This window comes from Anabaena azotica FACHB-119 (assembly GCF_014697625.1).
Taxonomy (GTDB): domain Bacteria; phylum Cyanobacteriota; class Cyanobacteriia; order Cyanobacteriales; family Nostocaceae; genus Trichormus; species Trichormus azoticus_A.
In genome coordinates, this window is record NZ_JACJSG010000037.1 from 59844 (window position 1) to 72128 (window position 12285).

Consider the following 12285-nt stretch of genomic DNA (forward strand, 5'->3'; position numbering starts at 1 on the left):
TTCATGAAAACAGAGTTAATCGTTATCTTATCTCAACGCGAAATAGAAAAAATGCGGCAGGCGGGACGCTTGGCGGCGAAACTCCTGCAACACCTGGAACCAATGGTTAAGCCAGGGGTGAGTACCTTGGAACTTAATGATGAGGCTGAACGCTGGACACAGGCGCAAGGAGCTAAAAGCGCTCCTTTAGGGTATAAAGGGTTTCCTAAGTCGATTTGTACCAGTGTGAATGAAGTCATCTGTCATGGTATTCCCAATGCCAAGCAGATTCTCAAAGAAGGTGACATTATTAACATTGATGTCACTCCCATTGTTGACGGCTACCACGGCGACACGTCAAAAACTTTTATTGTGGGCGATGCTCCCCCTAAAGTGAAGAAGTTGGTGGAAGTAACGCAAGAATGTCTAAATTTAGGCATTGCGGAAGTCAAGCCGGGGGCGAAGATTGGCGATATTGGGGCGGCAATTCAAGAGTATGCTGAGGCTCAGGGTTTCTCTGTGGTGCGTGACTTTGTAGGACATGGGATCAGCAATATTTTCCACACAGCACCAGACATTCCTCATTACGGCACAAGAGGGAAAGGTAAGCGCCTGCGTCCGGGGATGGTATTTACTATTGAGCCGATGATTAATGAAGGGACTTATGAAGTGGAAATGCTGGGTGATGGATGGACGGCTGTGACACGCGATCGCCAGCTATCGGCTCAGTTTGAACATACCATAGTAGTTACAGATGATGGCGTAGAAATCCTCACCTTACCTGACGGTGAGTAAATAGCTATGACGCAAACTTTAGCGGCGGAAAACGTTACCCTGGAGCAATTAATTACGCTCTATGGTTTAGAGTTAGTTGATACGGAAGAATTTTTCCGTGAGTGGCAAGATGATTTACCAGAATTGACAGATTTAGAAAAGCAGTTACTAGATCAAATCAAAGCAGGTTACATCAACTTACGAAACTATCCGCCGCTATTAGAAAATACAGTTAATACCGTAGTTTTATCACCCCTACTCTTTATTGGTAAATTTTATTTGCCGCCTTTCCATTTGAAGTTAGAAAAATCTATCGAAATTGAAACGCAAGACAAAGAAATTATCATTAAAGGTAGGATTGATTTCTTACTGCTAAATCATAAATTTTGGGTGACAGTTATTGAATCCAAACAAGTAGCATATTCTGTAGAAGCAGGATTAGACCAAATTCTGGCGTATATGTTAGCTGCTCCCCAGTCACAAAATGAAGTATTTGGCATGATTACTTCTGGGGGCAGTTTTATGTTTGTAAAACTCCTAAAAGGTCAAACTCCTCGCTATGCTACTTCTGATATTTTTGATGTCCGTAATCGTGGTAATGAACTATATGACGTTCTGAGAATTTTGCAGCGAATTAGTCAATTAACTTAGTATATTACTTGATATAGCAGGGAACAGGTGATAGGTGACAGGTGACAGGGCTGAAAGCCTTTGAAATTAAAGGTTTTAAAATTGTATGATGTCATAACCTATGCTTCGACTGCTATATAAATAAGTACAGGACTTACGCATCAAAGTTTGCTGTTGAGGTAGGGTGTCAGGGTTTTAACAATTTACACCCATACACCCTTGCCCAAACCCTTGATTTTTAGTTTTTATGCGTAATTCCTTAAATATTCTTATCCCAGCGAATTAACGCCCTAACAAGTTAGGAATACCTTCGCAACCACCGGGAACTGTGGCTCTAGTTTTCTCCCCACCCCAAGCACAGCAGTAATAACGGTTAACCTCAGACATCCGTTGTACGTCGCTGAAATTCGCATTTTCGACCACAGCGCCAGTATGTTCACCTGTTTGATAGTCTGGTGGTTCGGTGCGGCTGCGGGGTGAGGCTTTTTCTACTGAGCCGTAAAATAGACGTACTCCATTAAAGTCAGCGCCACTGAGATCGGCACTATATAGGATAGTCCGGGAAAAGTTGGCTTTGACTAAATCACAACCGCTAAGATTTGCACGGACAAGATTAGCTTCGGTGAGATCAGTCCAACGCAAATCTGTATGAGAAAGGTCAGCCCCGGCTAACATCACGCCTAAATCGATGACACGCACGCCTTCCAGACGGTCTTCGGCGTAGCCACCCACACCGTTAAGAATTGCTCTACCTAAATGGCGATCGCGTTTTAGGGGTGTGAGTAACTTAGAACGGGAGAGAAAACGCAGGATTTTGGCTTTACCACTCCCATCCACACTACTAAAAATTGCCGCCGTCCGTCCTTCGGCGATCGCTCTTTCTTGCGGCCAGTCTTCTAATAAGCCCTGTTCATCTAGCACCAAGTCAGAAACGCCCTGGAAATAAGAATCGATGGTTTGTTGTTGGGTAATAATATTTTGTTGAACCGTCAACAAGTTTTGTTGAATTGTCAAGTCCTTGGAAATAATGTATTGTCGCCAAGCCACATAAACCGCAATAATGGCGATCGCAATTTGCCCCAAAGCCCCAAACCACTCCGCCAGAGTACCCGAAGCTTCCCAGTTTACCTTGCGCCCCCAGTCAAGCAGGCGATCGCCCAGTCCACTAAACTTGACAAAACCGCTCAACGCCACTACTAGCCCCAAAAAAGCGATAAATAAAGTTTTATCTTGGGATGTAAACCACTCATCAATCACGTATAACAGCCAAGGCACAAGTATCACTAAAGACAGCAACAAAGTCATCACCGTACCCACAAGACCAATAATCCAGCTATTGAGGGCAATACCAATAATAGTGATAGCCATTCCTATCAGAGTAATCAACAATGCCCTTGGTTTGACTATTACTGGAGGTTTAGAACGTGACTCAAAGCTGGAACGGGCTTGTTGCAACTCGGCTGTATATTGCGGTGACTGCAAAGAAGAAATAGCAGATAGGGCTTGTTGTGCTGCTATTGCTTCAGAAGTTAATTGATTTTCACCTGTAGCACCGTCAAAGTCATCTGGCTGCAAGTCGTGTTCAGGTGTAGATTCTGGGGTTGGTAGATTTGGAGAATTAGGTTCAATCGTCATATTTTCTATTTTGCCCCAGTAGGTTTAATTTCACAAAGGTAGAGATGAGGGGGATGTAAGTTTAGCTTGAACAGAAGCCCCACACCTACCACGTTCGCCCACTTCGTTCTGTAGGAAAGTGGAAGCGTTGGGATGAATGACCGGGCGATGAGAGTCTCAACAGGTGAAATGTGCAGCAAAGGCAATGTAAACTCTAAACCGTATCAAAAATCGACCCAATTCTTAGTGGACATCAATCAACAGAAAGAACAATTTAGCAACGCATATCTCCAAGCCATCACCAGTGTTGCCGGTTATTCTCTATACAAACCAGCAGTGGACGACGACAGCGTGGACTGGGGAATAGCAGCAACAGGTATTATGGGGCGCATCCGTGCGCCGCGATTGGAATTACAGCTAAAATCAACATCAAGGGATGTCAAAAACGATAACGCTATCCGCTACCCTCTAAAACTAAAAAACTACAACGATTTACGAATGGCTGACTTTGCTGTTCCTAGAATCTTAATTGTAGTTTTACTTCCCAACAACTTAGACGAGTGGGTGCAACAATCAGAACAAGAACTTTGTATGAGATATTGTGGCTATTGGTTATCGCTACGAAGATTACCTGAAGTACAAAACACATCGAATTTAACTGTCACCCTGCCCAGAAATAATCAATTTACAGTCGCTGTTCTCAAGTCAATTATGCAAGGTATCGGTCAAGGAATAGAACCATGAAAGTTACAGTGCAAGACACAGAAATTCTCAAAAATATAGAACCACAACAACTTAGAGAGTATTTGCAAACTCATAACTGGCACGAAGACCGACCCTTTCTGGCTCATGCCACAATCTGGCACAAGCAAGTAGAATTAGGAGAATTTGAAATCTTACTGCCAAACACAAAAAATTTAGGAGATTATCTTTCAAGAGTTCGGGAACTTATCCAAACAGTTGCAGATGCCGAAAATCTTTCGACCTGGGAAGTTTTAAATGAATTTGTTAAAAATTATCCTAATCTAAAAATTCAAGGCTTTGTCACGCAAATTGCCACTCCTAATGCAGATAGATTAAGTGGTGAAGTTACAGTTGTTTGTCCAGTGTTTGAGAAATTACGCCCAATCAAAATTGAACTGCTCGACCATGATTATATTTTGGCAATAAAATCTTATCAAGAACGCTTACCTGTAAGATGTACGGGGGATTTATTTAAAGAAGATAATGTTTTTATTTTGAAAAATATCCGAGAGTTTCAACTTGAAAACATTTGATTTCCATAATAAATGGCTATAATTTCTGCGTTGTCTTTGTCAATAAATTTACTGATTGGGATATGAAAAAGCTTTTAATTACTGGTGCTAGCGGTTTTTTGGGATGGCATCTTTGCCAACAAGCTCAACGAGAATGGGAAGTTTATGGAACTTATAATTCCCATGCTTTAGATATTGCAGGTAGCAAATTAGTCAAAGTTAATTTAACAGATTTTACCCAACTCAAACAAATATTTCAGGAAATTAAACCCGATGCTGTAATTCATACCGCAGCCCAATCTCAACCCAATTTTTGTCAAATCCATCCAGAGGAATCTTATATAGTTAATGTGACTGCATCTTGTCATCTTGCCGAACTTTGTGCCGACTATGCAATTCCTTATGCTTTTACATCCAGTGAACTAGTTTTTGATGGCTTAAATTCTCCTTATAAAGAAACTGATACTGTATGTCCTGTGAATATTTATGGTGAGCAAAAAGTTATGGCGGAATTGGGTATATTAGAACGCTATCCAAGGGCGGTGGTGTGTCGGATGCCTTTGATGTTTGGTAATGCTACACCCACAGCAAAAAGTTTTATTCAGCCCTTTATTCAAACCTTACAATCAGGTAAGGAACTCACTTTATTTATCGATGAATTTCGCACTCCTGTAAGTGGAACAACAGCAGCTAAAGGATTATTATTAGTATTAGAAAAAGTGAGCGGCATTATTCACTTGGGGGGTAAAGAACGGATTTCTCGCTACGATTTTGGACATATATTAGCTGAAGTCTTTCAATTACCAGTTACAGGCATTAAAGCTTGTCGTCAACAAGATGTAAAAATGGCTGCACCTAGACCGGGTGATGTTTCTCTAGATAGTTCTCTGGCTTTTGCACTAGGCTATCAACCCTTATCTGTTAAGGAAGAACTAGAGTCTTTGCTGAATCAGGTATCAGGGTAATAATGTAGTTTCGATGATTTAGCGATCGCCATCAACTAGCGCTCTCAGAATAGATGGAATTGGCGATCGCTACCATTATCTATTCTCTAAAAATAGAAAATTAATCTTAAGTAAATATTAAAATTAATTCAATTTTTGGTAAATAAATATACAATTTAACATATTTGTCTTGCAACACAACAAATGATTAACAATGTTTCAATCACATTGTTATGTGTGTCTAGTAATTAGATTCTTATATTATTTCTGACAATCCTGGTTCATGACATCTAACTGATAGTAGAAGTTGGAATCTTAACTTAATTGAGAAAATAACCACAAGTAATCATAAAAAATAGGGATAAAACTAATGAAAGCTAGAATTATTCCCGTTTTGGCAATTACTCTATCTATTGCCAGCGTAGCAAGCCCAGTTCGCGCCCAAACACCAGCACAACCAAACTCAAATACGCCAGAGTATCAGTTAACTGGTGATTCTTTAGAAGGCATTGGTAACAGATCCGCACAGAATGACTTTCCCCAGTTTTTTAATACCAATACCTCCATTAATGATAGGAAAAATAATCAGGTAGAAAGTGGGTTGCGGTTAAATCGCTCAATCTCATTACCAGATACATCTACACCTGTGATATTGCAGTCAGCACAACAGAGTGAAACTGATGATGCGTTGCAGTTGCAGTTAGATTTAGAAAATAGGTAATAGGGGATAGGGGACAGGGAACAGGCTTAGTGCAAACCTGCTGTCTAACGGCGAGTCTGTGAAGGTAGAATCCCCGCACCCGAAGGATGGAGAGGGTAAAAAAATCCATATTCACAAGGCTTTGAGTCCAGTCCCCAGTCCCCAGCGATGCACTGAAGCTCACGTACCACTTCCCTCCGGGACGCTTACGCGAACGTGGAAGCAAGCTACGCGCAGCGTCCCGTAGGGAAGTGTCCCCAGTCCCCAGTCCCCAGTCCCCAGTCCCCAGTCCCTAAAACTTCTTAAATTGCCGATAACCAATCTAATGGATAATTCTGCAAGCAGTTTGCAGTAAAATTAGTCCTTTAGAGATGAGGAGGGCAAGCTGGATGACTCGTATCATTATTGTGCGTCATGGCCAAAGTACATATAATACCGAACGGCGCATTCAAGGACGTGCTGATGTATCAACATTAACAGATAGGGGTCGTAGCGATGCTAGTAAGGTAGGTAAAGCCCTCACCAACATTTCGTTTAATGCAATTTACAGTAGCCCACTTCAACGGGCAAAACAAACAGCAGAAATTATTCACAGTGAGTTAGCCGTTCAGACTGGACATTCAGCCCAGGTGCAAACTTCCGATCTGCTACTAGAAATAGACTTGCCTTTGTGGGAAAAAATGCTGACATCTGAAGTCAAGCAGAAGTTTCCCGAAGATTACCGTCTTTGGCATGAAAAACCCCATGAACTACAGATGTTAGTTAACGAAAATGGGGTAGCAAGAGAACATTTTCCCGTTCTTTCTTTATACGCACAGGCGCAGCAGTTTTGGCAAGAAATTTTGCCTCGCCATCGCGGAGAAACGATTCTGATAGTTGGACACAACGGTATTAATCGCGCCCTCATCAGTACAGCATTGGCAATTCACCCCAGCCGATATCATTGCATCCAGCAATCTAACTGTGGTATCACTGTATTAAATTTTGCTGGCGTATTGGGTGAAGGGGTGCAGCTAGAGTCGATGAATCAAACCCAACACATAGGGGAGACTCTGCCCTCATTACGTCCTGATCATCAAGGTGTAAGATTGTTGTTAGTGCGCCACGGCGAAACAGAATGGAATCGCCAAACCAGATTTCAAGGACAAATTGATGTTCCTCTCAACGACAACGGTAGACAACAAGCGCAAAAAGCTGGATTGTTTCTGCAAGATGTAGCAATTGACTTTGCTGTGAGTAGTTCTATGCAGCGTCCTAAAGAAACAGCCGAACTGATCTTGCAGCACCACCCTGGTATAAATTTGGAGTTACAAGACGGTTTAAGAGAAATCAGTCACGGACTCTGGGAAGGAAAATTAGAAGTCGAAATAGAACAGGAATTTCCAGGTGAATTACACCGTTGGCGGACAACACCAGGGGATGTACAAATGCCTGAAGGTGAAAATTTACAGCAGGTATGGGAACGTAGCGTTGCGGCTTGGCAAAATATTGTGCAAACTGCCCTAGATAACCAACGCCAAATCGGGCTGATAGTAGCTCATGATGCCACAAATAAAACCTTGCTCTGTCATATTCTCGGCTTACCCACAGACAACTTTTGGAATTTCCGCCAAGGTAATGGTGCAGTTAGTGTAATTGATTACCCGTCAGGATTAAATGGTGTACCAGTACTGCAAGCCATGAATATTACTACTCATCTGGGTGGTGTTTTAGATAAAACCGCAGCAGGAGCATTATAGACAAAATATAGATGACAATATACAAGCCGTTCCAGCGCTGATAGGTTACATGACAACTGAACTTCTGCAACAAGTAAGGGTGATTGACCCAGTTTCGGGTATTGATAATATCACAGATGTGTTAATTGCTGATGGTGTCATCCAAGCAATCGCCGTTAATATTTCTGATATCAGTCCTGATACCCAAATTAGAGATTGTCGGGGGCTAGTTCTTGGCCCTGGCTTAGTGGATTTATATAGCCACTCAGGGGAACCAGGCTTTGAAGAGCGGGAAACGCTTTCATCCTTGATGCAGGCGGCGGCGACTGGTGGTTTTACTAGAATCAGCATTTTACCAAATACATCCCCGGCTATTGATAATCCGGGGCTGGTGGCGCAGTTGCAGAAGAGGGTACAGGGGATAGGGGACAGGGGACAGGGAAATAATTCTTCCCCTACTCCCCCCACTTCCTCATCTCCCCCTACTCCCCCATCTCCTCCTCTCCCCCATCTCCACATCTGGGGTGCGATGACTCTGGATGTGGCTGGTAAGCAGATGACGGAATTGGCTGATTTAGCGGCGGCGGGGGTGATTGGTTTTACTGATGGATTACCTTTAGATAATTTAAGCTTGGTGCGGCGGGTATTGGAATATGTCCAGCCGTTGGGGAAACCTGTGGCATTTTGGGCTTGCGATCGCCTCCTTACTGCCAATGGTGTTATGCGCGAATGTGCAGATGCTATCCGCTTTGGTTTGCCGCCTATACCCGCTAGTGCAGAAACAACAGCGATCGCCGCTTTATTAGAGTTAGTTGCTGCTACAGGCAATCGTCAAGTACACATCATGCGTGTTTCCACAGCCCGTAGTGTGGAACTGATAGCCGCCGCTAAAGCTCAGGGTTTACCCATCAGTGCCAGCACCACTTGGTTGCACCTATTACTTGACACAAAAGCAATTAAGAGTTATAATTCTAGCCTGCATTTAGACCCACCATTGGGAACAGCCAGTGATGTCAAAGCATTACGTGAGGGAGTGCGGACAGGAGTAATAGATGCGATCGCCATAGATCATGCACCCTACACCTACGAAGAAAAAGTCCAAGCCTTTGCCGAAGCACCAGCAGGGGCAATTGGTTTCGAGTTAGCATTACCCTTACTTTGGCAGCATCTTGTCGAAACCGGAGAATTTACAGCTTTAGAATTATGGCAAGCTTTGAGTAACCGTCCAGCCGAATGTCTACAGCAAAAAGTGACTGCGGTTGCAACTAATCATAAAGCAGAACTAACTTTATTTGACCCCCAGAAAATTTGGCAGGTCGAAAAGAAAAATCTTTATACCCTTTCTCAAAATACATCTTGGTTAGGTCAGGAATTACAAGGTCGAGTAGTCCAGATTTGGGTGTAATTCTGGAAAAAGGCAGGAAGGAGGTAAAAAGGGAAGGGAGAAAACAATCCCTCGCCCTTTCTCATGACTAATGACCAATGACTAATGACTAATTCCTAATTTTTGCAACACTGGTTTTGTAGAAACAATGTGGCGTTCTAATCCTAATTCTTGAGGACTAACGCCTAAAGCCAAAGCGATTAACTGGGGTAAGTGCAGGACTGGTAAACCTAATTTCCCACCGATGACTTTTTCCACCTCTGGCTGACGAGAATCTAAATTGAGATGGCATAAAGGACAAGGTGTAACTAAACAGTCCGCACCTGCGGCTAAGGCATCTTGAATGTGCATCCCCGCCATCTTAAAAGATTCGGTAGTAGCATAACTCGCAAGCGGCCAGCCACAACATTGAGTCCGTCCACGATAATAAATTGGTGTTGCCCCCACTGCCTGAAATACATTTTCCATTGCTTGGGGATTATAAGGATCGTCATAGGGCATCAACTTTTGAGCGCGTAGCAAATAACACCCATAAAAAGCCGCACATTTCAAGCCGGATAGTTGACGAGTGACACGTTTGCTGATTTCCTCTAAGCCGTAATCTGTGACTAAAGCATAAAGGAGGTGTTTAACTTCAGTAGTACCGCGATAAGGTGAACAACCTTCTTTGTGTAGCAGACCATTCACCTGTTCTAGATAACTAGGGTTAGTTGTCTGAGATGCTTGCAAACGTTCGTTAACGTGACCAAGCACACCCTGACAAGTGCTGCAATGGGTGAGTAAAGGTAGATTTAATTCTTCTGCTAGGGCAATATTGCGAGCATTAACTGTATCTTCTAGCAGTTGGGAATCTTCTTTAAACGTACCAGAACCACAGCAAGCGGCTTTTTTCAATTCAATCAGTTGAATACCCAAAGCTTGAGTTAGCGCTTGAGTAGACTGATACAGTTCCCGACAAGCACCTTGGGCAACACAGCCAGGAAAGTAAGCATATTTTAATGTCTGAGATAGCATAAAACTAGGTTTATTTTCGGGCAACTGCCCCGATGATAACTTTTCTATCAGCCCTTATAAGCGATACTGATAAGGGAATGTAATTTTTTTGGACATGGGTCAAAATTTTAGTAACAATTATTAAATTACAGTAGTTAAAAACTGAATGCGTTAGCCAAAGGTCGCAGTAGCCCATCGCTTAAAGTGCCGTATTTTCTTGTTTACACTCACATATTGCTGAGAATTGCTAGAAAGATTCGCTTGTAGAGGAAAGATTAACCTTGCTAAGTTAAAATACTCACTCACTACCCAACAATCAGCACTTACCACTGCTCCCACCCTATTCTATGATTTGGAATTAGAACGCTATACGGACGATCGCGCTTTCCGATAAGATGTATATGCTCAAAACCATGTCGCCCATAAAGCGCAGACAATAGCAACTGGTGAAGGACGTTTATTTATGAGCCAATCAGACACTTTTGAAAAAGTCAAGACAATTGTTGTGGAACAACTCAGTGTAGAAGCTGAAAAAGTTACACCACAAGCCAATTTCGCCAACGATTTAGGGGCTGATTCCCTAGATACAGTAGAACTAGTAATGGCTTTGGAAGAAGAATTTGATATCGAAATTCCCGATGAAGCCGCCGAAAAAATCACAACCGTGCAAGAAGCGGTGGATTACATCAATAACCAAGTTGCCGCATCAGCTTAAGAAGCAATTAGGGACTGGGGATTGGGGACTAGGTACTGGTGAGTCCAGTCCTGTAGGCGGGTTTCCCGCCGTAGGGAACTGGCGAATCCGTTGGCGTAGCCTCTCGCAGAGAAGGGGGATTGAGGACTGGGTATTGGGTATGAGAAAAGTTTTTTCTCCCCTGCCCCCTGCTCCCTGTCCCCTGCCTCTTCCTAGTCCCTAACCTCTAGTCCCTAATTTTTGCAGCATTCTCGCCACCTTTAACTGAGTCATGACAGAGCATAATCGTAAACGGGTAGTTGTCACGGGTGTCGGCGCAATTACACCTATTGGTAACACAGCCGATGAATATTGGGAAGGATTGTTAAGCGGACGCAATGGCATTGATTATATAACCTCATTTGATGCGTCTAGCCATGATTGTCGCATTGCAGGGGAAGTGAAAAACTTCGACCCCCATGAGTATTTGGATCGTAAAGATGCCAAGCGCATGGACAGGTTTTCCCAATTTGCAGTAGCAGCAGCCAAGCAAGCACTAGCAGATTCCCGATTAGTCATCAATGAACTGAACGCCGAACAGATAGGAGTTATTATTGGTTCTGGGGTAGGCGGACTCAAGGTGTTGGAAGACCAACAAACAATTTACCTTAATCGTGGCCCCGATCGCTGTAGTCCCTTCATGATTCCCATGATGATAGCCAACATGGCGGCTGGATTAACGGCAATTCACACTGGAGCCAAAGGCCCAAATAACTGTACCGTCACTGCTTGCGCCGCCGGCTCGAATGCCATCGGTGATGCTTTCCGTTTAGTGCAGAACGGTTATGCCCAGGCAATGATTTGCGGTGGAGCAGAGGCAACAATTACACCTTTGTGTGTCGCAGGATTTGCGGCAGCACGCGCCTTGTCAACTCGCAATGATGACCCAGCTCATGCTTCTCGACCCTTTGACCGCGATCGCGATGGATTTGTTATGGGTGAAGGTGCGGGAGTTCTGATTTTGGAAGAGCTGCAACACGCCATCAGTCGCGGCGCTCGGATTTATGCCGAAATTATTGGTTATGGCATGACCTGTGATGCCTATCACATGACATCCCCAGTTCCTGGTGGTGAAGGAGCTGCTAGAGCCATCCAACTAGCTCTCAAAGATGCAGGTATTACCCCAGAACAAGTCAGTTACATCAATGCTCACGGCACTAGCACCGCCGCTAACGACCCCAATGAAACCAAAGCTATTAAACGAGCCTTGGGCGACCATGCTTATAAAGTAGCAGTCAGTTCTACAAAGTCAATGACAGGTCATCTTTTGGGCGGTTCTGGAGGCATTGAAGCTGTGGCCACAGTGCTAGCAACCGTTCATGACCAAATTCCCCCTACAATTAATATCGAAAACCTCGACCCAGAGTGTGATCTAGATTACGTTCCTCACTCTAGCCGCTCTCACATAGTCCAGGTTGCCTTATCCAATTCCTTTGGATTTGGTGGTCATAATGTCACGCTAGCCTTCAAGAAGTACGTGTGAACAGTGGACAGTGAACAGTGAACAGTGGACAGTGGAAATCAACTGACAACTGACAACTGATAACTGATAACTGTTCA

The 12285-nt window shown here is 43.5% G+C and carries 12 protein-coding genes; 10 read left to right on the top strand and 2 right to left on the bottom strand.

Annotated features, from left to right (window positions below; genetic code table 11):
- The first annotated feature begins 3 nt into the window (after positions 1-3).
- Together map and H6G83_RS23800 are read left to right on the top strand one after the other, a co-directional pair.
- On the top strand, positions 4-774 hold the full coding sequence (gene map, locus H6G83_RS23795; protein ID WP_190476487.1) for a type I methionyl aminopeptidase: 771 nt from the start codon (positions 4-6) through the stop codon (positions 772-774).
- Between the two features lie 6 nt (positions 775-780).
- The gene (locus tag H6G83_RS23800; RefSeq protein WP_190476488.1) at positions 781-1404 is read left to right on the top strand and encodes a restriction endonuclease subunit R; all 624 of its coding nucleotides are present in this window, start codon (positions 781-783) and stop codon (positions 1402-1404) included.
- A gap of 261 nt (positions 1405-1665) precedes the next feature.
- Here the strand turns inward: H6G83_RS23800 and H6G83_RS23805 are convergent, their stop codons facing one another.
- The gene (locus tag H6G83_RS23805; protein WP_190476490.1) at positions 1666-3018 is read right to left on the bottom strand and encodes a pentapeptide repeat-containing protein; all 1353 of its coding nucleotides are present in this window, start codon (positions 3016-3018) and stop codon (positions 1666-1668) included.
- A gap of 147 nt (positions 3019-3165) precedes the next feature.
- On the opposite strand from H6G83_RS23805, the gene H6G83_RS23810 reads away from it, so the two are divergent.
- The 6 genes from H6G83_RS23810 (at position 3166) to H6G83_RS23835 (ending at position 9020) form a co-directional block, all read left to right on the top strand.
- The gene (locus H6G83_RS23810) at positions 3166-3741 is read left to right on the top strand and encodes a DUF4365 domain-containing protein (protein WP_242044771.1); all 576 of its coding nucleotides are present in this window, start codon (positions 3166-3168) and stop codon (positions 3739-3741) included.
- Entirely contained in the window at positions 3738-4274 is a 537-nt protein-coding gene (locus H6G83_RS23815; RefSeq protein WP_190476492.1) for a hypothetical protein, read from the top strand. Before H6G83_RS23810 ends, H6G83_RS23815 begins: the two co-directional genes overlap by 4 nt.
- Positions 4275-4336: 62 nt before the next feature.
- Positions 4337-5218: an SDR family oxidoreductase gene (locus tag H6G83_RS23820; protein WP_190476494.1), complete on the top strand. Its 882-nt coding sequence runs from the start codon at positions 4337-4339 to the stop codon at positions 5216-5218.
- A gap of 349 nt (positions 5219-5567) precedes the next feature.
- Positions 5568-5918 (top strand): hypothetical protein, encoded by a 351-nt coding sequence (locus tag H6G83_RS23825; protein WP_190476496.1) that lies wholly within the window; start codon positions 5568-5570, stop codon positions 5916-5918.
- Positions 5919-6286: 368 nt separating this feature from the next.
- Positions 6287-7636 (top strand): histidine phosphatase family protein, encoded by a 1350-nt coding sequence (locus H6G83_RS23830; protein WP_190476497.1) that lies wholly within the window; start codon positions 6287-6289, stop codon positions 7634-7636.
- Between the two features lie 49 nt (positions 7637-7685).
- Positions 7686-9020 (top strand): dihydroorotase, encoded by a 1335-nt coding sequence (locus H6G83_RS23835; protein ID WP_190476499.1) that lies wholly within the window; start codon positions 7686-7688, stop codon positions 9018-9020.
- A gap of 81 nt (positions 9021-9101) precedes the next feature.
- Here the strand turns inward: H6G83_RS23835 and H6G83_RS23840 are convergent, their stop codons facing one another.
- A complete protein-coding gene (locus tag H6G83_RS23840; protein WP_190476501.1) occupies positions 9102-10013 on the bottom strand; it encodes a CoB--CoM heterodisulfide reductase iron-sulfur subunit B family protein in 912 nt (303 codons plus the stop codon).
- 442 nt (positions 10014-10455) lie between these two features.
- On the opposite strand from H6G83_RS23840, the gene H6G83_RS23845 reads away from it, so the two are divergent.
- Together H6G83_RS23845 and fabF are read left to right on the top strand one after the other, a co-directional pair.
- The gene (locus tag H6G83_RS23845; protein WP_190476503.1) at positions 10456-10707 is read left to right on the top strand and encodes an acyl carrier protein; all 252 of its coding nucleotides are present in this window, start codon (positions 10456-10458) and stop codon (positions 10705-10707) included.
- A gap of 250 nt (positions 10708-10957) precedes the next feature.
- Positions 10958-12208, top strand: coding sequence for a beta-ketoacyl-ACP synthase II (gene fabF, locus H6G83_RS23850; RefSeq protein WP_190476505.1), 1251 nt, complete (start codon positions 10958-10960; stop codon positions 12206-12208).
- Positions 12209-12285: the final 77 nt, after the last annotated feature.

Excerpts from the sequence above, each read along its gene's own strand:
- H6G83_RS23825 (WP_190476496.1), top strand. The coding sequence starts at position 5,568 with ATGAAAGCTAGAATTATTCCCGTTTTGGCAATTACTCTATCTATTGCC.
- H6G83_RS23820 (WP_190476494.1), top strand. The coding sequence starts at position 4,337 with ATGAAAAAGCTTTTAATTACTGGTGCTAGCGGTTTTTTGGGATGGCAT.
- fabF (WP_190476505.1), top strand. The coding sequence starts at position 10,958 with ATGACAGAGCATAATCGTAAACGGGTAGTTGTCACGGGTGTCGGCGCA.
- H6G83_RS23835 (WP_190476499.1), top strand. The coding sequence starts at position 7,686 with ATGACAACTGAACTTCTGCAACAAGTAAGGGTGATTGACCCAGTTTCG.
- H6G83_RS23840 (WP_190476501.1), bottom strand. The coding sequence starts at position 10,013 with ATGCTATCTCAGACATTAAAATATGCTTACTTTCCTGGCTGTGTTGCC.
- H6G83_RS23800 (WP_190476488.1), top strand. The coding sequence starts at position 781 with ATGACGCAAACTTTAGCGGCGGAAAACGTTACCCTGGAGCAATTAATT.
- H6G83_RS23805 (WP_190476490.1), bottom strand. The coding sequence starts at position 3,018 with ATGACGATTGAACCTAATTCTCCAAATCTACCAACCCCAGAATCTACA.
- H6G83_RS23815 (WP_190476492.1), top strand. The coding sequence starts at position 3,738 with ATGAAAGTTACAGTGCAAGACACAGAAATTCTCAAAAATATAGAACCA.
- map (WP_190476487.1), top strand. The coding sequence starts at position 4 with ATGAAAACAGAGTTAATCGTTATCTTATCTCAACGCGAAATAGAAAAA.
- H6G83_RS23810 (WP_242044771.1), top strand. The coding sequence starts at position 3,166 with ATGAGAGTCTCAACAGGTGAAATGTGCAGCAAAGGCAATGTAAACTCT.
- H6G83_RS23830 (WP_190476497.1), top strand. The coding sequence starts at position 6,287 with ATGACTCGTATCATTATTGTGCGTCATGGCCAAAGTACATATAATACC.
- H6G83_RS23845 (WP_190476503.1), top strand. The coding sequence starts at position 10,456 with ATGAGCCAATCAGACACTTTTGAAAAAGTCAAGACAATTGTTGTGGAA.